General features: G+C 43.5%; 15 protein-coding genes and 1 pseudogene. 8 read left to right on the top strand and 8 right to left on the bottom strand.

From position 1 onward, the window contains the following. The first annotated feature begins 9 nt into the window (after window positions 1–9). From ACRQ5D_RS26105 to ACRQ5D_RS26075, 7 genes and pseudogenes are all read left to right on the top strand, one after another. Window positions 10–267 (top strand): hypothetical protein, encoded by a 258-nt coding sequence (locus tag ACRQ5D_RS26105; protein ID WP_432327089.1) that lies wholly within the window; start codon window positions 10–12, stop codon window positions 265–267. Next, entirely contained in the window at window positions 242–1,081 is an 840-nt protein-coding gene (locus ACRQ5D_RS26100; RefSeq protein WP_432327087.1) for a glycoside hydrolase family protein, read from the top strand. The genes ACRQ5D_RS26105 and ACRQ5D_RS26100 overlap by 26 nt, the downstream gene beginning before the upstream one ends. 10 nt (window positions 1,082–1,091) lie before the next feature. After that, window positions 1,092–3,233, top strand: a complete 2,142-nt coding sequence (locus tag ACRQ5D_RS26095) for a hypothetical protein (RefSeq protein WP_091163579.1) — start codon at window positions 1,092–1,094, stop codon at window positions 3,231–3,233. 43 nt (window positions 3,234–3,276) lie between these two features. Beyond that, complete coding sequence (locus ACRQ5D_RS26090; RefSeq protein WP_091163582.1) at window positions 3,277–4,422, top strand: glycoside hydrolase family 88/105 protein; 1,146 nt, start codon at window positions 3,277–3,279, stop codon at window positions 4,420–4,422. Next, window positions 4,422–6,413 (top strand): annotated as a pseudogene (locus tag ACRQ5D_RS26085) (glycoside hydrolase family 31 protein); the annotation flags it as partial. The gene ACRQ5D_RS26090 and the pseudogene ACRQ5D_RS26085, both read left to right, overlap by 1 nt. A gap of 53 nt (window positions 6,414–6,466) precedes the next feature. Then, entirely contained in the window at window positions 6,467–6,889 is a 423-nt protein-coding gene (locus ACRQ5D_RS26080) for a DUF5110 domain-containing protein (protein ID WP_432329872.1), read from the top strand. A 19-nt stretch (window positions 6,890–6,908) separates the two neighbouring features. Then, window positions 6,909–8,516, top strand: a complete 1,608-nt coding sequence (locus tag ACRQ5D_RS26075; protein WP_431198344.1) for an arylsulfatase — start codon at window positions 6,909–6,911, stop codon at window positions 8,514–8,516. Between the two features lie 349 nt (window positions 8,517–8,865). Here the strand turns inward: ACRQ5D_RS26075 and ACRQ5D_RS26070 are convergent, their stop codons facing one another. From ACRQ5D_RS26070 to ACRQ5D_RS26040, 7 genes are all read right to left on the bottom strand, one after another. After that, window positions 8,866–9,720, bottom strand: a complete 855-nt coding sequence (locus tag ACRQ5D_RS26070; protein WP_091163589.1) for an SDR family oxidoreductase — start codon at window positions 9,718–9,720, stop codon at window positions 8,866–8,868. Window positions 9,721–9,926: 206 nt separating this feature from the next. Then, on the bottom strand, window positions 9,927–10,877 hold the full coding sequence (locus tag ACRQ5D_RS26065) for a manganese catalase family protein (RefSeq protein WP_091163592.1): 951 nt from the start codon (window positions 10,875–10,877) through the stop codon (window positions 9,927–9,929). Between the two features lie 121 nt (window positions 10,878–10,998). Next, window positions 10,999–11,613, bottom strand: coding sequence for a hypothetical protein (locus tag ACRQ5D_RS26060; protein WP_431198343.1), 615 nt, complete (start codon window positions 11,611–11,613; stop codon window positions 10,999–11,001). 47 nt (window positions 11,614–11,660) lie between these two features. After that, on the bottom strand, window positions 11,661–12,170 hold the full coding sequence (locus ACRQ5D_RS26055; RefSeq protein WP_431198342.1) for a hypothetical protein: 510 nt from the start codon (window positions 12,168–12,170) through the stop codon (window positions 11,661–11,663). Further along, the gene (locus tag ACRQ5D_RS26050; RefSeq protein WP_431198341.1) at window positions 12,167–12,553 is read right to left on the bottom strand and encodes a hypothetical protein; all 387 of its coding nucleotides are present in this window, start codon (window positions 12,551–12,553) and stop codon (window positions 12,167–12,169) included. The genes ACRQ5D_RS26055 and ACRQ5D_RS26050 overlap by 4 nt, the downstream gene beginning before the upstream one ends. A 134-nt stretch (window positions 12,554–12,687) precedes the next feature. Beyond that, window positions 12,688–15,381: a glycosyltransferase family 2 protein gene (locus ACRQ5D_RS26045; protein WP_218134366.1), complete on the bottom strand. Its 2,694-nt coding sequence runs from the start codon at window positions 15,379–15,381 to the stop codon at window positions 12,688–12,690. 285 nt (window positions 15,382–15,666) lie between these two features. Next, window positions 15,667–16,680: a glycoside hydrolase family 2 TIM barrel-domain containing protein gene (locus ACRQ5D_RS26040; RefSeq protein WP_091163599.1), complete on the bottom strand. Its 1,014-nt coding sequence runs from the start codon at window positions 16,678–16,680 to the stop codon at window positions 15,667–15,669. Window positions 16,681–17,379: 699 nt separating this feature from the next. Between ACRQ5D_RS26040 and ACRQ5D_RS26035 the strand changes: the two genes are divergently transcribed. Beyond that, entirely contained in the window at window positions 17,380–18,825 is a 1,446-nt protein-coding gene (locus tag ACRQ5D_RS26035) for a phytoene desaturase family protein (protein WP_091163602.1), read from the top strand. Window positions 18,826–18,912: 87 nt separating this feature from the next. Here ACRQ5D_RS26035 and ACRQ5D_RS26030 read toward each other — a convergent pair whose 3' ends face one another. Next, a complete protein-coding gene (locus tag ACRQ5D_RS26030) occupies window positions 18,913–19,497 on the bottom strand; it encodes an RNA polymerase sigma factor (RefSeq protein ID WP_091163605.1) in 585 nt (194 codons plus the stop codon). Window positions 19,498–19,586 lie beyond the last annotated feature (89 nt).

Below are 19,586 nucleotides of genomic sequence, written 5' to 3'. Positions count from 1 at the left end.
TGTGTCCGGATGATGAAAAGAAGAGATTTTATTGAACAGTTAAGTATGGCTTCGGCAATGGCGTTATTGCCGGGTTTGGCTTTTGGTAATCCAAATGATCATGTTTCGGCATTCGCTAAAAAACTGAAGCCTGTTGGCCGTAAGCTGGAAATGGAGGGTTATTACGTTTGGTGCAATAGCCCGATAGAGGGACCTGATGGCAGGATCCACGTATTTTTTCAAGATGGATTGCTTCAAAAAAATGGGCGGATGGATCAACGGATCTGAAATATGCCATGCTGTGGCAGATACGCCGGAAAGCGAGTATAAGTTTTTAGAAACAATCCTCGCCCCGCGTGGTCCGGGTTATTGGGATGCTACTACCTGTCATAACCCGTCGATAAAAGTAGTTGATGGTAAATATTGCCTGTTTTTTATGGGCAACTCCAACGGTAAAACCAATACAAAACGAATAGGCCTGGCTACAGCCGATTCGCTTGACGGCCCCTGGACCCGTCCGGATGAACCACTGTTGCTGCCCGGTCCCGAAGGTGCATGGGACGATCATTGTACTACAAACCCCGCGTTTGTTAAACATCCCAACGGGCAATATTGGCTGTTTTATAAATCATGGAACACCAAAGAATATGAAACATCAACCGACCCATTGGTAAAGGGGAACCGTAAATATGGTTTAGCTATTGCCGATAAGCTGGAAGGCCCTTATATCAAGTATGATGGCAACCCGGTTATAGATTTTTCGGGACGAGGCAATAATGCCCAGTTGGAGGATGCTTTTGTTTGGCTTGACAGGGGACGCTTTAGAATGCTTGCCCGGGACATGGGGGTATTTAATCACCAGTATGGTTTATACATGGAATCAAAAACCGGTAAAAAATGGGGCGAACCGGAGATTGGCTATTTTAACGCCGATTATTACCATATCAATCAACCACCGCCACCGAAATATTTGAATAAATACGGCAGGTTTGAAAGGCCTCAGCTTTTATTTCAAAATGGTAAACCCACTTACATGTTTACTACATCGCAGGGCGGTAAATACATGACAGCATCGCCATTCATATTTAAAATAGAATCATAGCATCCTCAACATGAAGAAAATACTGCCCGTATATTTTGCATTATTTGTTGTTGTTTGGCCGGTTTTATTGAGGGCGCAAAATAAAATTGACCGTAAGGCTTTGGTGCAAAGGCACAATGTCATAAATAGTGGCACGGATACGCTTTCTCCTCTCTCGGTTGGTAATGGTCGATTTGCTTTTACGGTTGATGCTACCGGCTTGCAAACTTTTCCTGAACATTACGATAAGGGCATTCCCTTAGGAACACAATCAGAGTGGGGCTGGCACAGCTTTAAAGATACAGCAGGCTACAAGTTTGATGAAACTTTAAAAACCTATACGCTCAATGGCCGTAACGTAAGTTATTCGATACAATGGAACCAGCCCGGCCGTAACAGGAATGCTGCCAATTGGTTCAGGGAAAATGTACATCGCCTGCAATTGGGTAACCTTGGTTTCCTGTTATTGCATAAGGATGTGAGCGAGGCACAGATAACCGATATTCAAAATATCCGGCAGGAACTTAATTTGTGGACAGGGTGCATCAGCAGCTCATTTACTTTTGACGGCGAACAGGTAAAAGTTGAAACCTATGCGCACCAGGGGCAGGATCTGATAGCTGTGAAAGTACAATCGCCATTGTTAGCGCAGGGGAGACTTAAGGTAAGGCTATGTTTCCCTTTCCCCACCAATCAGTTTGCCGACTATGGCGATAACTGGAAAAATCCGCAAAAACACTATTCGGCAATTGTTGGTTCCGGTGCCAGCGAGGCTACCATCATTCATCGTTTGGATACCAGCCAATATTTTGTTCGCCTCGCCTGGAACGGTGTAGCTTCGGTTAAGCATACTGCTGCCCATCAGTTTGTGTTAACGCCTCTGGATAAAGCCGCTGAACTGACGTTTACCTGTTCGTTTAATCCAAAGAAATCCACTGCGGCTTTACCTGGTTTTGCCCAAACGCAAGCCAACAGCATACAGCAATGGAAAGCCTTTTGGCAAAGCGGAGGTGCGGTCGATTTCAGTGGCAGTACCGATCCCCGCGCAAAGGAACTGGAACGCAGGGTGGTGCTGTCTCAATATCTTACCAAAATACAATGTTCTGGTCATCAGCCCCCGCAGGAAACCGGCTTAACGTATAACAGCTGGTATGGTAAACCGCACCTCGAGATGCACTGGTGGCACGGGATCCATTTTGCACTATGGGGCAGAGAGAAATTGCTCGAAAACAGTTTGGACTGGTACCATCACGTAAAAGCCAATGCCAGGGCTATCGCCAAAAGACAAGGATATGATGGCATCCGCTGGCAAAAAATGACCGATCCCGATGGCAATGAAAGCCCATCATCGGTAGGGGCATTCCTGATCTGGCAGCAACCGCATTTTATTTATTTTGCTGAGCTGGACTACCGCGCGCACCCAAATAAGGAAACCCTCGACAAATATAAAGACCTTGTACTGGCCGATGCAGATTTTATGGCCTCGTTTCCCACTTATGATAAGGAGCATGACCGGTATAATTTAGGCAAAGGAATTATCCTGGCGCAGGAACGTTACAAGCCCGAAGAAACATATAATCCAACCTATGAGTTGCAATACTGGCGCTGGGCTTTAAATACCGCCCAGCAATGGCTCAAACGCCTGGGCTTGCAGCCGGATAAAAAGTATGCCCAAATCCTGGATAAATTGGCCCGGTTACCCCAAAAGGATGGCGTTTACCTCGCTGCTGAAAGCTCGCCCGATGCCTATACTAATCCTAAATTAAAAACAGACCACCCGGCAGTATTGGCTGCTTATGGTATGCTGCCCTATAATGATAAACTGGATACCGTGGTAATGAAGGAAACCTTTAACCTGGTTTGGGATGTATGGGATTGGAAGGATACCTGGGGCTGGGATTTCCCAATGACTGCCATGACAGCAGCCCGTTTAAATATGCCTGATAAAGCTGTCGATGCTTTGTTTATGCCCATAAAAACCAATACTTACTTAGCCAACGGCCACAATTACCAGGACGGGCGATTACGCATGTACCTGCCTGGCAACGGTGGTTTACTGGCCGCTGTAGCCATGATGTGTGCCGGCTGGGATGGCTCAACCACTGTAAATCCCGGTTTCCCAAAAGATGGGAAGTGGAAAGTAAGGTGGGAAGGGCTCAGGAAAATGCCTTAATGTTTAACGTGTCTTTTTAGAATGGATATATAAAATCTACGATATGAATAAATTATTGCTTACAATAAAAACGGTATTAAGCGCATGCGCTGTTATGGGTATGATAGGTAGTGCATTTGCCCAACTGCCTGCAAAAACAGAGGTGTTGGCCGGTATGGCCCTGGCCAATAATTATTTTATGCAGAAATGGCCGGATCCGGGAACGTCTGTTACCGTAAAAAATGTCACCCGTACCAGCAATTTGTGGACGAGGGCTGTTTATTACGAAGGGCTGATGGCGATGTATAAAATCGATCCTCAAAAAAGGTACTATGATTATGCAGTTGATTGGGGCGAAAAACATCAGTGGAGCCCTCGTGGCGCTGTTGATACCCGTAATGCCGACAATCAATGCTGCGGGCAAACCTATATCGATCTTTACCTGGTAGATAAAAAGCCAGAACGCATTGAAAAAATAAAGCAAAGCATCGACCTGATGGTGAACAGCGAAAAAAAGGATGACTGGAACTGGATAGATGCGCTGCAAATGGCTATGCCGGTATATGCCAGGCTCGGTGCGGTGTATAACGACAATAAGTATTATGAAAAGATGTTCGACATCTACAATTACTCAAAAACCGTTCACGGTGGCAAAGGATTGTATAACACGGTCGATCATCTTTGGTGGCGTGATAAAGACTTTGTACCCCCATATAAAGAGCCTAACGGAGCGGATTGCTACTGGTCGCGCGGGAACGGTTGGGTAGTGGCTGCCATGCTGCGCGTGTTAGAAGTTATGTCTAAAAATGCACCTCATCGCAATGAATACTTATCGGTTTATAAAGAAATGATTGAGGCTTTGGTGCCTCTGCAACGTGCTGATGGCTATTGGAATGTGAGCCTGAAGGACTCGACCAATTTTGGCGGTAAGGAACTATCGGGCACGGCTTTGTTTACTTACGGTATGGCCTGGGGGATCAATCATGGGATCCTTAAAAAGAAAACCTATCTGCCAATAGTTTTCAAAGCATGGAATGCCATTGCAAAAGAGTGCCTGCATCCGGATGGCATGCTGGGTTTTGTACAGGGAACAGGCAAAGAGCCAAAAGACGGACAGCCGGTAGGGTACAATAATGTGCCCGATTTTGAAGATTATGGTTTGGGGTGTTTCCTGTTGGCCGGCAGCGAAGTTTATAAACTGAGCAAATAATGAAAAAGGTATCCTTGTTTTTAGCTTTTGTTTTAATCGGGGTGACTGCCTTTGCGCAAACGGGTATTGGCAGCAATAAATCCGGATACAAAAAAGATGGCAACACCTTGTTATTCAGTAACGCCAACGGAGATGTTAAAATTGAGTTGTGCTCAGCATCCATGTTTCGGGTAAGGGCCAGTTGGAGCCGCAAATTTGCACCGGATGAGCACTTAATGCAGGAAAATTATACGTGGCCCGCTGTTGATTATAAAATAACTGATGCTAAATCGGCATACATAATCCAAACGTCGGCCTTGATTATCACGGTAATTAAATCACCGTTTATAATTAATGTCGCAGACAGCAAGGGCGTGATGTTATCATCAGAGTACGTGCCTGATAGTAAACAAAATGGAGGTTTGCATCACATAGGTGATATGGTTATGTGTACTAAAGACTTGCTTCCCGATGAGCATTTCTTTGGCTTTGGTGAGCGCATGGATTTTACCGAACAGCGTAACAAACTGGTAAAGCTGAACGTGGGCCGGGGAAAAAGCAAAAATAATTTGCTTGGCGCTTATAATATCAACGAAGCTAACTACTGCCCGGTGCCATTTTTTATGAGCACTAAGGGCTATGGCATCTATCTGCATAATTCATCAGCTACCGAATGGGATATGGGTAGCAAAACTGATGATGAATACAGCTTTAAAGCGAATGATGGCGAATTGGATTACTACTTTATTTACGGTCCAACGTTCCCGGTTATTTTAAGCAGTTATTTAAGCATCACAGGTAAATCGCCATTGTTGCCGAGGTTTGCCTTCGGTTTGCATATGGGCACTTATAGCGGCGGCACCTGGGGACATGAGGAACTTACTTCGGACAGATATGTAATAGAACTGGCCCGCAAAATGCGCGAGATGGGGATCCCGGTTGATATCCTTTTCCTCGATTCAACCTGGCGCTTGTTTGGTAAAAATGGGGGCAAAGGAGCTACCTCCTTTGAATGGCGCGAAACATTTAAGGATCCCAAAGCCATGTTTGATAGCCTGTATGCCATGAACTTTAAAATGGTGGGCCTGCATATCCGCCCAAGGTTTGATAACGCCAAAAATCTGAACCTGCTTGATGAGGCACAGGCCAAAGGTTTTACCTATCCCGAAAATGGCAAACCAGGCGAGTTTGTGAACTTTTTGATCAGCGGGCTGCAAACTGGTGGTGGTATAACGGCGTGATGAAAGTAGCCTCAATTGGTGCTAAATTCCTGAAAACAGATGAAGGCAGTGCCTTTGGTTCATTAGCCAATGAAAGTGAAAAAGTTGGGCCTACTGGTAGAGAAGTGGCACAACTTCATAATGTATTTCCCATCGCTTATGCTAAAGCTCCGTATTTAAAATTTCAGGAATATAATGGCATTCGCGGATTAAATCAAACCCGGGAAGGTTATTCAGGGATCCAACGTTATCCCTTCATTTTTGCCGGTGATTGGCCAAGCGAATGGCAATACTTTGCTCCGGTTATAAAAGCCGGGTTAAATATTGGCCTGTCGGGCGTTGGATATTGGGCACATTGCATGGGCGGTTTTGAACACGCGGCCGATCCGGAATTATACATGCGTTGGGTACAGTTTGGTATGTTTAGTCCGGTAGCTATGGTTTTTGGTATGGACCATCCGGGCTATAAAGAACCCTGGAATTATGGGGCTGAGGCTTTGGCTAACTTTAAAAAGTACGACGATCTGCGTTACAGGATGATTCCCTATATCTATAGCAATGCGTACACGCAATATCAAACCGGTATGCCGCTTATGCGCGCTTTGGTGCTGGAATACCAGGACGATCCCAATACCTACAATATAGCCGATCAATACCTGTTTGGTGACAACATGATGGTTTGCCCGGTAACTGTAAAGGGCGCACAAACGCGTACTGTTTATTTACCAAAAGGAATTTGGTTTGACTATTGGACGGGCATAAAATATACCGGAAAGCAATATATCCATATCCTGACCCCTCCAGATCATCTACCCATTTTTGTAAAAGCAGGAGGCATTATCCCAATGCAACTGGCCATGAAATACATGGATGAAAAACCGGTAGATGTGATAACGCTGGACGTGTTTTTGGGCCAGGCATCTGAGTTTAAGTTGTATGAAGATGATGGCATCAGTTTAAAATATAAACAGGGCGACAAGGCGATCACCCAAATTGCTGTGACCAATACTGCCGATGGCTGGCAACTGCAAATTAAAAAGCCCACAGGTAACTTTACCCCGGCGCAGCATACTTATTTGACAAAAATACATTGGGCTTATGATAATGCTCCATCTTCAATAATAGAAAATAATGAAACATTGAAAGCGGCTGATCATGTTGAAGCATTAGACAAAACAGCTGGCTGGTATTATGATAAAATCAATCATTTGCTTTGGATAAAAACATCCAATAGTAACAGGGATGATATTACCCTTAATTTTAAATAGATTGCGATAATCGTCTCCTATGAAAAAGTTCCTTCAAACCATCTTTCTTTTTGCAGTAGCAAGCAATCCAATATTTGCCCAGGATAAGCAACCAGCTAAGCGGCCAAACATCATTATTATTTTGGCCGATGATATGGGCTACTCGGATATAGGCTGTTTCGGCTCCGACACGCAAACGCCCAATCTTGATGCGATGGCGAAAGGTGGTTTGCGCATGACCCAGTTTTACAACGCATCGCGCTGCTGCCCAACCCGCGCGTCGTTACTTACTGGGCTTTATCAGCATCAGGCCGGGGTAGGCGATATGGTAAACCACCGCGATGTACCGGCTTACCAGGGCTACCTGAACCAAAACTGCGTAACCATAGCCGAAGCGCTTAAAGAAGGTGGCTATAATACGCTGATGGCAGGCAAATGGCATGTGGGTACAGACCCCTCGCGCTGGCCGGTTAAACGCGGTTTTGATCATTACTTTGGTTTGATAGACGGTGCAAGCAGCTATTTTACTCCAACCATGCCGTACCGCCCTAATCAAAAGCTTACCATTGCTTTAGATGATAAGGAATATACACCGGGACCAAACTGGTATTCAACCAATGCTTATGCCGATTATGCCCTTAAATTTATTGAGGGTAATAAAGGTACAGGCAAGCCATTCTTTTTGTACATGGCTTTTACCAGTCCGCACTGGCCAATTCAGGCGCTGCCTGAGGATATTGCCAAATACAAAGGCAAGTACCTGAAAGGTTGGGATAAACTCAGGCAGGAACGGCTTGAACGTCAAAAGCAATTAGGTATCATTCGCAAAGATGAAAAGCTTTCGCCAAGGGATAAGAGCGTACCGGAATGGGATAGCCTTACTCCTGAAGAAAAAGAGCAGTTTGATACTAAAATGGCCGTATACGCTGCGATGGTTGACCGGATGGATCAGAATATAGGCCGCATCAGGAAAAAACTTAAAGAGCTGGGCGAGGATAAAAATACGGTGATCATGTTCCTGTCAGACAATGGGGCCAGTAATGAAACTATTGCCGGACCGGGTTTTACCTCCGAGGTACTGGCTGCAAACAGTAAGCCTGCAAGTGATCCAACATCTTTTACATCGTACGGGTCATTAGGTGCCAATGTGAGCGATACGCCTTTTCGCTTGTTTAAGCACTGGGAATATGAGGGCGGCACAGCTACCCCTTTTATAGCTTATTTCCCCGATGTGATTAAGCCGGGGGCAATAGTCAATAAACCTGCCCACATTATCGATCTGATGGCTACCTGCCTTGATCTGGCCGGAGCAACTTATCCCAAAGTTTATCATGGCAATAGCATTACACCCACGGAGGGTATAAGTCTTGTCCCGGTATTTAAAGGCCAGAAGTGGCAAGGACATAACGGGCTGTTTTTTGAACACGAGGGCAATCGTGCTGTAAGGAAGGGCGACTGGAAACTGGTATCGCAACGCCCCGAAAATAAATGGGAACTCTATAATATCAGCACGGACCGCTCCGAGCTAAATGACCTGAGTGTCCAATACCCTCAAAAAGTAGCTGAACTTGAAGCAATGTATAGCGACTGGGCCGCCCGTGCTGGTGTTGTGGAGTTTGATAAGTTAGCAAAAGCGAAAGGTGAATAATTAAAAAGTATAGACTGGCTTTAAGTTTGTGTATTCCCGCTTTTACCAATGCCAATGTTTTAGCTCAGTTCCACATAGTACCGTTAATGCCCATCCACAAACCAATGAAATAACGATGGCCCGCCGCCCCTGTTTACACTGCTGCTATCGGTGAGCCGTCTATTTTTTTATTTCGATAAGCAGGATTACAGCCGGTGGTGAGGTAGAGGAACTGCAATTATCAATTTGTTGTTTTCATGGTGATGTTATTATCACAAAAAAAGGTGATTTTCTTTTACTGCGAAGCCGGGCTCTGCCCGGAGGAAGATAACTGACGTTGTGCTTGGGTTTACTTTTAACAGGTGTCGTCTTATCCGTTTACTACTTCGCCGCCGTTTACATGGATTACCTGACCTGTAATAAAGGAAGAGTCGTCTGAAGCCAGGAAAACATAGGCGGGACCAAGCTCAGAAGGCTGTCCGGCACGTTTCATAGCCGTTTCACAGCCAAACTTTTTGATCTTTTCTTCGTCGAAGGTGGATACAATAAGTGGGGTCCAGACCGGTCCGGGCGCTACGGCGTTAACCCGGATCCCTTTTTCTGTCAGGTTGGTAGCCAGTGATCGCGTAAAGGTAGTGATAGCGCCTTTGGTTGATGAGTAATCAATAAGCGAAGGCGAAGAACGATAGGCGGTTACCGAAGTGGTATTGATAATGCAATCGCCTGCATGCATGTGATCTAATGCAGCTTCTGCAAAATAAAAATAGGCAAATATATTGGTGCGGAAGGTAACATCCAGTTGTCCGGGATCAATTGCCCTGACGTCTTTTTGCGGGAATTGCATACCTGCATTGTTCACCAGGATATTGAGTTTACCAAATTCTTGTATGGTTTGTTGTACCGCGTGTTTGCAAAAGGCCGGGTCTTTTACGTCCCCTTTAATAAGCAAGCATTGCTGGCCTGTTAATTCAACCAGGTCCTTTGTGATTTCGGCATCTTCGTCCTCCTCCAGGTAAACGATGGCCACATTAGCACCTTCCTGCGCAAAATGTACGCTTACCGCGCGGCCAATTCCACTATCGCCCCCGGTAATGAGGGCTATTTTTCCTTGCAACTTTCCGGCAGCTTTATAGTTGTCTTTAATGTATTCCGGAGCCGGATGCATCTTTGCTTCAATACCTGGCTGCCTATCCTGCTTTTGCGGTGTTTCTTCTTTGGTTATCATAGATTCTTTTAAAAAAGTGTTGTTGTTGAGTTGACTAACGAAAGCCGGAACACAGACGCTTATTGAAAGTTGTTTAAACTTTCTTAAAAAATCGTTAGCTCTAAAGCTTTCGAAAAGGGGGAGTTAGCGGCATTAAAAATGCCTGGGCAACTGTTTAATAAAAGCCGTCATCAGCAGGATGACGGCCGGTAGTTTTTTTAAGTATTTCAGGCCGTTTTATTATTATCAGGATAAATACTCCATTGCGCCACGCCTTCGGGCTCAGAGTCCTTTACTTCGGTGCTTTTTTCCTGGCTCATTTGCTTATTCAGCTTTTCGGCCTGTTTAAGTTCCCTCGCCTTATCGTCTTCCAGTTGGGTGAGGCCCTGTGTTTCCCTGACGTGCTTTACCGGGTCAGCTATGTAAATAAATTCTTTTTCCAAATCGGGCATTTCGCCTTCGTTCCACGGGCCGTGAACGTCGGCACCATTAGACATATTGAAATACTGCTGGGTAAAGCGTGGATCGGCTGCCAGTACCCCTGGTGGAAAGTTCGGCTGGATATCGTTTAAAGCCGCTTCAAACATCTTGTAATGCGCCACTTCACGGGTCATCAGGAAAGACAGTGTTTCGTGAATGTAAGGATCATTGGTGAATTTCATCAGGTGTTCATAAACCAGCTTGGCGCGTGACTCTGAGGCAAGGTTACTGCGAAGATCGACGGTCAGGTCGCCATTTGAATGGATATAACTTGCACACCATGGTATGCCCTGGCTGTTGCGGGGCGTAACACCGCCGCCTGTAATAACGCCAAACTGTGGATTGGCGAATACTGCCTGGTGAATAATATCTTCTTTGGCAGCTTTACCATTCAAAACCTGCATGATCTCGGAACTGTCGGCAGCATTCTTAAGTTCGCCATTAACGCCTTTGAGGAGCATTTGAATAGTGGCGCCCACGATTTCAAGGTGACTGAATTCCTCTGTGGCGATATCCATCAGCATATCATATTTGTCGGGGTACGGCACCTTGGCACCAAAGGCCTGCGTGAAGTATTGCATGGCTGCGGCCAGTTCGCCGTTCTCTCCGCCAAACTGTTCCAGCAATAAATTGGCAAACCGGGGATCGGGGCGCGATACGCGCGCGTTAAATTGTAGTTCTTTTACATGGTGAAACATAACATTTGATTTTGGTAGATAGTGTTATGATACAACCAAGGGTAGTGTTTTATGTTTTATAATTTAATAAATTTTTTTAATATGAAATAAAAGTGATCTATTTTACCAATCATTAATATGATTACTGTTTCAATAAACTGCAAAATTTGAGCATCGACTGCGGAGTAATGCTCCAGTTAGGTGCTTTAATATCACCCCAGGCTTTGGGGTTGTCATATAAATTAAAGTAGCAAACGCCAAAAACATGAGGGTTCGCATTTATTGTTTCAGCGGCATCGGCAAGCCATTTGTCCTGGAAGCTTTCTGATCCCTTTACACCGAATTCGGTTATGAACAAAGGCTTATCAAGAAATCTCATCCGAAAATATTTTCGGTTAAATATGGTGCTGAAGGCTTCCTGCTTATCCTGATCGGTAATGTTTTTATCCGGCAAACCGTAAATGGCTATACTGATATAATCTACTACATCGCTTCCGGGCCAAAAATCCGCCGAGCCCCGGTCGCCGGCAGGTCCCCAAACCTTTCTGACATTTTTGCCCGGTCCTCCGTCAAACTGCATAAAATATCTGAAGGCATTGATATAAGTAACAGGGTCCTGGCTTTGCCACTTGTACCGGTGGATAGGGATCTCCATTTCATGCATCCATCTGAGATAAACGATGTTTTGTGTGGCAGAAATTATATTAAATAATTTTTTAATCTGTTTGTTATAACGGCCGTTTAATATACTTTCCATAACAGCAGTATCCGGTATTCCGCTGGTGTCACGCCATGGCTCCATAGTTACAATAACTTCATGGTGACGGTTAATGACCTCCGAAAATTTTTTTCAAAATCGCCTCTTTCAACTTCGCCCCAATCTGTAAAAAGATGTTCTACACTAATTCTTGGTTGATTGAGCAGTTTTTTATTTGGGTCAAATACCCCAATCTTGAGCGAGGCCCTTACCGGCTTTTTAGCGGCACTATCCGCGTAGTTGTCGGCACTGTATACGGTATTCCGGTATTTTATAAAATAGTCTTTTTGTTCGTTTAGCCAACTGTATTTAAAAGGTGTTTTTCCGGTATTATTGTCTATGATCAATACCGGTTTGTCTATAAACCTTAAGCGATGAAGCTTATGTTTTAACATATCAGAAACCGTACTGTCTTTTGGATAAAAGTGGGTGGTATTTTCTGATTGGCTTCCAAGTGTTATACTTACATAATCAACGGTCTTATTTCCGGGCCAGTATTCGGTATCGCCGGGATAACCAGACGGACCCCATATGATTTGTGCCTTTGGGGCAATCATTTTAAATTTTTTGAAAAATAATTAAATGAAGTAATATAGTCTTTAGGCGATTTATATTGCCATGGAAATACGCTGGCCGGTACTTCCATGTCAGGATTCCAGCGGATAAAAACCTGATGGTGACTTTTTGCCGCCAAAACAGCCAGTTCATGAATCTGCTTATCAAAACTACCATTGAGCACTTCAGTTAAAACGTTGTTTTTATAATCTACACCTTTAAGCCAGGTTTCCACGGTGATTAGTACATCATTGTTAGCCAAAGCTGTATCCACATTGCCCCGGCTTGACCTTATAGCCGTATTTTTAAACACTGCCGTGTAACAAATAATAGGTTTGGCCGGTAAGGTATCACTTAAATTCCTGCGGTTAAATATGCCAACCACTTGTTCGTTGCTGCGGTAGTAGTTGTTTGTAAAATAATCACTGCGGAAAATTTTAATGCCCCAAAAGGATATAACGAGGATTATACCTAAACTGATCGCTAAATAAATCTTTACGGACTTTTTTTCATTGACGATTAATTTTGAAAAGGGGTATTTAATGTTGCGTAGTCAACAGTTACATTATCGCCATCGGTTGCAACAAGGTACAGCCTGTATCTGTCGTCATTTTTGGGGATTGTAACGTATACATCCGGACTGCTTCCTACCTTTTTCATGCCGGTTGCATTGCCCCAATTATCTGTTTTGACAAGATACCATTCAAATTTCAATCCGGTTTTTAAATAGGCAGCGATGTTCCAGTGGCCGTAGGAAAATACCAGGGCGTTATAGCGCAGGGATGCCCCCGGAGTAGTTGTTAATGCAGGTTTCAGTATTTTAATATCGGGCAAATTATAGATAGGTGTATTGCCATTCCAGTTCTTGCTTATTTTATAAAGGTAACGTTTATTTCTGCCCCATACGTCTTTTAAACCGTCAAACGTGACAGCAGTGCCGCTTTGTTGATCCTGCCAGTTAGCGTAAAAAATTCCGCCGGAATGCTGTACACCTTCGAGTGCGCCGGGATCAGTGCAACTGAAAAAATAAGGTATTTTAAAATCAAGGCTAACATATTTCAATGACTGTTTATTATCAACAATTACTCCGAAAGCATCAATTGCCGGTATTTGCTCCTTTAATATTTGCATAGCAGGGTTGAGTGTGGGTGAGGATAAAAGGTCGATGGTTAATGGCCTTGTTGGGTCTTCATGTTTAATTTCATTTACCAAACGTTTTAACAAATTGATATAATGCTGTTGGGCCTGGTACAACTGTGGCCCATGATAAAATTGGGATAGTTGCTGGTAGGTACTATTGCCTAAGTTCCAGGCACTGATGTTAGGGTTTGATTTATTTTTATTTATGGTGTTAAGGATGATATTGAATTGCTCGTGCAGGTAGGTGGTGTCATTAATGAAGCTTGATGGGGCAGGCACCCAGAAGCTATAATTAATTTTTAAGCCCTTTTGTGCGGCTGCTTCAAAAATTGAGTGGTCGTAAATATTAGGTCCATATATTTTTATTGTATTTATCCCCGCTTTTCGAATGTCTTCAAAATCATTAACTATCATTTTTTTGGTTAGCGGAGCTATGTTCTTGTACCAGTAGTTTCCTTTAGAGTAGATTACGCCTTTTACTGAAGAAAAGAATGGAGGGTTTACTGATAAACGTTTTTGACCGGTGACTGGATCTTGTTCAATAATATTTATCGAAGTATCTGAAGACGCTCGCGAAGTGCTATTGTAAAGTCGCGATTGCCTGATCAATTGCGATAACCCGGTGGTGTCTGATGAAGAGATGAACTCTGCAAAAGACTTTTTGCTATTATCATTGTTAGCATCGAAACCACGCGCAACATTAAAGTTTGCATCTTCATCCGATTCCTGAGAAGCATATATGCAGATGCCAACCACTAATATGCTAAGTATCAGGCTAACTTTCCTTACACCGAAATATATCTTTCTTCTTAACAGCCAAAAAAATATTTTAACATGCTGTATTTTTGAAACGACCGTAAATAATGTGGCATGTTTATCCAGGTAGGCCTGAAACTTGAGTTCTGAACTTGCGATAAGCATAAATATCATGAACATACAATTCAGGCCAACGATGCCGGACATAAAAAGTGTATAGGGATTCCAGTCGTTGTAAAGGCCGTAAATAATAGCTGCGATGGATACAGCCAACACTACAATATTGGGTAAGTTGTTTTTTAAATTTTTTTCATCTTTGATATCCTTGGGGGTTGCTATGTAAGGAACGTTCTTCCTGATAATAGTATAGACAAAACCTAATATAAAAACCCACCATGTACCTATGAGCAGTAATCCTCCCACCACATGAAACCCCCGCTCATTATCCTCCATTACCCATTGCTGAACAAAATGCCTGATCAGAACTACTGAAGTTATAAAAGGAACACTGATAACTAAAAACTCAGAAAAGTCCATCCTTAACGGAAAAGCATCTGTGAACAGGGATATAACCGGAATTGAGAAATTAATAAGAAATACAAAACCAGATAAGTAAAATAGAGGTAAAAGACCGTAATGAAGTTTCTGCCGCCAGTTGAATTTTCTGAAAAGTTTAACGTAGGAAGTCACAAGAAGCTCAAAAACACCCCGCGACCATTTCAATTGTTGCTTATAATAAGCTGACAAAGTAGCCGGAACCAGGCCCCGGGTCAGTACAGCGGGTACATAAACGGATTTCCAATTGCGTGCATGGAGCTGCATTGCCGTATGCATATCTTCAGCCAGCCCGGCCGCATGTCCGCCAATGGATTCCAAAGCTGTTCGCCTGAAAGTACAATTGGCGCCTATAGCCTGCACAGTGCCATAACTGTTCATGCACATCATCATCGGGCCGTAAAACTGATAGGTTTGTTGTGCCGCGCCTTTAGCTATCCATCCAATGTCATGATTGTAATAGGCCTGCACAATTTGCACATAACCAATTTCCGGGTTATCAAAATGAGCTATTATCGGATCCAGAAATTCGGGTACGGGTATATGGTCGGGATCAAGAATTACACATAGTTCGCCTGATGACTGGGCTAATGCGTTATTAATATTGCCAGCTTTGGCGTTGATTTTTTTAGTTCTTGTTATGTGATGAACGCCCAGTTCTTTACAAACTGATTTCAGGTAAGGGTCATCGGCCTCGTCACACAAAAAGGTTTCATGAGGATAATGTATAGCCTGAATTGCAGTAAGTGTTTCAACAATCATTTCATATGGTTCACCGGCGCAAAACGTGGTAAATATGTCTACCGTATATTGTTTCGTTATGGGTAAAGCAGGCGGAACGCTTATTGACCAATAATGATACCACTCATATATTACCTTAAAAAAGGTATAAACAAAGGTTGATATTAATAGCCAATATAGTGGCCGATAACCAATAACTGATTGTCTGAGCAGGCTATGTATAAAAAAACATACAAAGCAAACCGATGATAATCATCAGCCTTAAATAAAATAATTGCCGTTTGGAAGGTGGTTTTATAGTATTGTTCATGGATTCTTTAATACATAAAAGGGAGTGTTTGAGGTAGCAAAAGAGCCCTTTTGATCATATACATAAACCAATAAGCGGTAAGGGCCTTCTGTGGCGGGTACTTTAAACTTCAAGTCCGGCCCGCTTTGCCCGATTATTAAATTTTTAATCTCTTTTGGTTTCTTTTGGTTAAAAGCGCCATTGGGTTTGAACCAATCCTCCGCAAATATTTCCCATTTAAATGTTAAGCCGGTGGTGTCCGGATCTTCGATATACACTTTGCTGTTTATTGTTATGCCAGGCTTAAATAAGATATTGTCCCTGGCTCCTTTTCCATCTACCAACATGTATTTCAAGACAGGGGCCTTCTTAGGCGCTTTTTGCCCCGTCCAGATATAATGCATCACCTGAACGGCCTCGGTTTCAGCGCCATTTTCATCAAACATACTGAACCAGGTTGGGGTTAGTTCCTGTTTTTGCCCCCAATAAAATACCATCGACCCCAGAAACCTGGAATTATTAACCGGCATATACTTTTCATAGGTTGAAAGATATTGCTCTGCCTTTTTTGTACTGGTATTTTCAATATAAGCCCCCCATGCATTTTGACTGTCGGCGGTCCAGGGACCTTCAATTCCCCATTCTGTTATTAAGAACGGGCCATCCCAAAACCAATTGAATTTCTGAAGATCTTCATTTAAAGTTTGGATCGAACCAAAAATATTGAACGAGATGAAGTCAATCTTGGTCCGTAGCTTAATATTGACAATGTTTTTCTTTTGAAAGGACATAATGGTTGTAGTAACCGGGTGCTGCGGATCGTCCTGGTGGATCATGTTGACTACAGCATTAAATATGGTATAAAACTGATTGTATTTCGGCTTGTAAGGGAATGCAAGCTCATTGCCCACACACCAGCTCAGAAGCGCGGGGTGATGCTTAAATCTATTAACAATCCCGGCAATCTTGCTCACATGGGCACTGGCCTTCGAGGTTTTATAAAAGTCATCTATACTTTCGCTTGGAGGCATTGGCAACCCTGCTATTACAGCTAAATGATGTGCCTGCGCCGAATCCAAAATACTTCCTAAATTTAAGGTATCCCAAACCCTTATCGTATTGCCTCCTGCCTCGTTTAATCGTTTTAAATTGGTAAAACCGGAAGCTCCTTTTATGAAAAAAGGCTCACCATTACGGTACAGTGAATATTTGCCATTCTCATTTTTGATGTAAACTCCATCTTTATTGACATTACGAGGCTGTGATCGATTACAAGATAAAGAGAAGAGACAAAGTATCAGACAGCTAATAATTAATCGTAAAAGAGGACATCTCATAAATAGTAATTCGGTTCATTTAAAAAAGCAAACGATATTTTTGTAGTTATATATAAAACTCTTAGTTTTTGAATAAAAAGAAATTCCGACTGCAGGTTTTGGTTCATGTTGCGAATATTCAAAAAATCATGTAAATATTGACTGTATACGGAAAGTATAATTAATTGTTTATATGTAGACCAGGAATTAACAGGAGGAGGCCATGGGTTAGCAGATACACCTTACCGCCGGCATGATTGGGGGCCATTTGCAGGATAAATTACCCGAATTTATCGAACGTAAAGGTAAGACGGCAAGAAATGATGTGTATATTGTGCCTGATAGCTTAAATCGTCAGTGCGCGTTTTACCAACGGCAAATTAGGCGCGGGCAAATACAAAAATACAGATACCTGTGAAACCGGAAAAACATGATTATGATGCAATAATAGTAGGCTCGGGGCCAAATGGCCTTGCTGCGGCGATATTGTTGCAACAAAACGGACTTTCGGTATTACTGCTTGAAGGAAAAAGTACTATTGGCGGCGGTTTACGTACTGAAGAACTAACCCTGCCTGGTTATAAGCATGATGTTTGCTCAGCTATTCATCCGCTGGCAGTTGGTTCGCCATTTTTTGAAACACTGCCACTGCATGAGCATGGCCTTGAATATATTTATCCCACAATATCTGCAGCGCATCCCTTTGATAATGGAACGGCTGCGGTACTTAAAAAATCCGTTGTTGAAACTGCCAATCTGTTAAGTGCCGACAAGGATACCTACATTAAACTGATGGCGCCCCTGGTAACTTCGTGGCCCGGTTTGGCGCCTGATGTTTTAGGTCCGCTTACTTTTCCCAAACATCCTGTCGACCTGGCTGCTTTTGGGCTGGCTGCTTTAACTTCAGTAAACTATTTGGCCAAGCGCTTCAAAACTGAGGAAGCCAAAGGGCTTTTAGCCGGGATGGCTGCTCATGGCATTCTACCATTAACAAATCTTACCACATCGGCAATTGCTTTAGTGTTGATGGTTAACGGGCATCTAAAAGGCTGGCCGGTGCCTAAAGGTGGCTCGGTAAAAATAGCGGAGGCATTGGCGTCATACTTTACATCTATAGGGGGCAGGATAGAAACCAATACCTACATCAATAATTTTGATCAGCTGCCATCGGCAAAGACAATTTTGTTTGATGTTACGCCAAAACAACTGTTGCAAATTGCCGGACATAAATTTTCATCATTGTATAAATGGCAACTGGAACGTTATCGTTACGGAATGGGTGTTTTTAAAGTTGACTGGGCTCTTGATGATGTTATTCCGTTTAAAGCAGGAGAGGCCCGACAAGCAGGAACGGTACATATTGGGGGTACGCTGAAGGAAATTGCTGCGTGTGAACAGCAAATCTGGGACGGTTTGCACCCCGAAAAACCATTTGTACTGCTGGCCCAGCAAAGCCTTTTTGACAATACCCGTGCACCCCAGGGCAAGCATACCGCCTGGGCATATTGCCACGTTCCCAACGGATCAAACAAAAACATGACCGATTTTATCGAAAAACAAGTGGAGCGTTTTGCCCCTGGTTTCCGCGAACGCATCATAGGCAGGCATACTTTTAACACAGAGCAACTGGAAAACTATAATCCCAATTATATCGGAGGTGATATTAACGGCGGGGTAATTGACATTGGCCAGTTGTTTACCCGGCCGGTATTGCGCCGCTCACCATACCGCACATCGGCAAAGGGGATTTATATCTGTTCTTCATCCACACCGCCGGGAGGAGGGGTACATGGTATGTGCGGCTACCATTCCGCCAAACGCGCTTTAAAAGATGTATTTAACATCAGCATTCAATCATAATTATTAATCAAAGCTGAGGAGTCGCAGCAGCTCTTCATACCTAAAATGATGTTAGGCTTCGCAAAGCCGTGCGCCACCTCCCCGGTATTATTTAAACAACAAATAATACAGGCAAAGCATCGTTGAAACTTGCTTGAAACAGCCCCTTAGGTGTTTCAACGCCACGGTTATCTGGTTTTCAACCGTTCGTTTGGATATTCCTAAGCGGGCGGCAATTTCCTGGTTACTTAGGTTTTCCATGCGGCTCATATAAAATATTTCCTGGCAGCGTCTGGGCAACTTCTCCAGGTAATAACTCAGTTCCTGTAACAACTCCTGATTTTTGATCCGGAAATCACCCTGGTTGTAGTCGGGGAAAAGGCCTGCTTCCAGATTATCTAACTCCACAATTACCGGGCGTTTTACCGCGCGCATGCGATTATAAACCTGGTAGCGGATGGCCGAGAGCAGAAAATTGGGAACAGATTCTATGTCCAGTTGACGCCGGCGATCCCAGATATTCAGGAAAACATCATGTACTGCTTCTTCACTATTTTGACGGTCTTTCAGGTACCGGAAGGCAGTCTTATATAATCTTACCCAATAACGGTCAAAAAGTACGGCGAACGCGTGCTCATCGTTATTACGTACGGCAAGCCACAGGTCCTGATCACTAATATGAGAATTGTACATACAATTGGTTGGATAAAATTAGGAAAAGCCGATCAAAATTATTTAACCTTTAAGCCTGGGCGTGAAAAAAATAAAAATGTATGTGTGTG

The organism is Mucilaginibacter sp. P25 (assembly GCF_050859465.1).
GTDB lineage: Bacteria > Bacteroidota > Bacteroidia > Sphingobacteriales > Sphingobacteriaceae > Mucilaginibacter > Mucilaginibacter gossypii.
This window is presented reverse-complemented; position numbering and strand designations above follow the sequence as displayed.

What these genes read in the sequence shown, in the direction of transcription:
- ACRQ5D_RS26105 (WP_432327089.1), top strand. Translation starts at nt 10, where the DNA reads ATGATGAAAAGAAGAGATTTTATTGAACAGTTAAGTATGGCTTCGGCA.
- ACRQ5D_RS26100 (WP_432327087.1), top strand. Translation starts at nt 242, where the DNA reads ATGGGCGGATGGATCAACGGATCTGAAATATGCCATGCTGTGGCAGAT.
- ACRQ5D_RS26095 (WP_091163579.1), top strand. Translation starts at nt 1,092, where the DNA reads ATGAAGAAAATACTGCCCGTATATTTTGCATTATTTGTTGTTGTTTGG.
- ACRQ5D_RS26090 (WP_091163582.1), top strand. Translation starts at nt 3,277, where the DNA reads ATGAATAAATTATTGCTTACAATAAAAACGGTATTAAGCGCATGCGCT.
- ACRQ5D_RS26080 (WP_432329872.1), top strand. Translation starts at nt 6,467, where the DNA reads ATGCAACTGGCCATGAAATACATGGATGAAAAACCGGTAGATGTGATA.
- ACRQ5D_RS26075 (WP_431198344.1), top strand. Translation starts at nt 6,909, where the DNA reads ATGAAAAAGTTCCTTCAAACCATCTTTCTTTTTGCAGTAGCAAGCAAT.
- ACRQ5D_RS26070 (WP_091163589.1), bottom strand. Translation starts at nt 9,720, where the DNA reads ATGATAACCAAAGAAGAAACACCGCAAAAGCAGGATAGGCAGCCAGGT.
- ACRQ5D_RS26065 (WP_091163592.1), bottom strand. Translation starts at nt 10,877, where the DNA reads ATGTTTCACCATGTAAAAGAACTACAATTTAACGCGCGCGTATCGCGC.
- ACRQ5D_RS26060 (WP_431198343.1), bottom strand. Translation starts at nt 11,613, where the DNA reads ATGGAAAGTATATTAAACGGCCGTTATAACAAACAGATTAAAAAATTA.
- ACRQ5D_RS26055 (WP_431198342.1), bottom strand. Translation starts at nt 12,170, where the DNA reads ATGATTGCCCCAAAGGCACAAATCATATGGGGTCCGTCTGGTTATCCC.
- ACRQ5D_RS26045 (WP_218134366.1), bottom strand. Translation starts at nt 15,381, where the DNA reads ATGATTGTTGAAACACTTACTGCAATTCAGGCTATACATTATCCTCAT.
- ACRQ5D_RS26040 (WP_091163599.1), bottom strand. Translation starts at nt 16,680, where the DNA reads ATGCCTCCAAGCGAAAGTATAGATGACTTTTATAAAACCTCGAAGGCC.
- ACRQ5D_RS26030 (WP_091163605.1), bottom strand. Translation starts at nt 19,497, where the DNA reads ATGTACAATTCTCATATTAGTGATCAGGACCTGTGGCTTGCCGTACGT.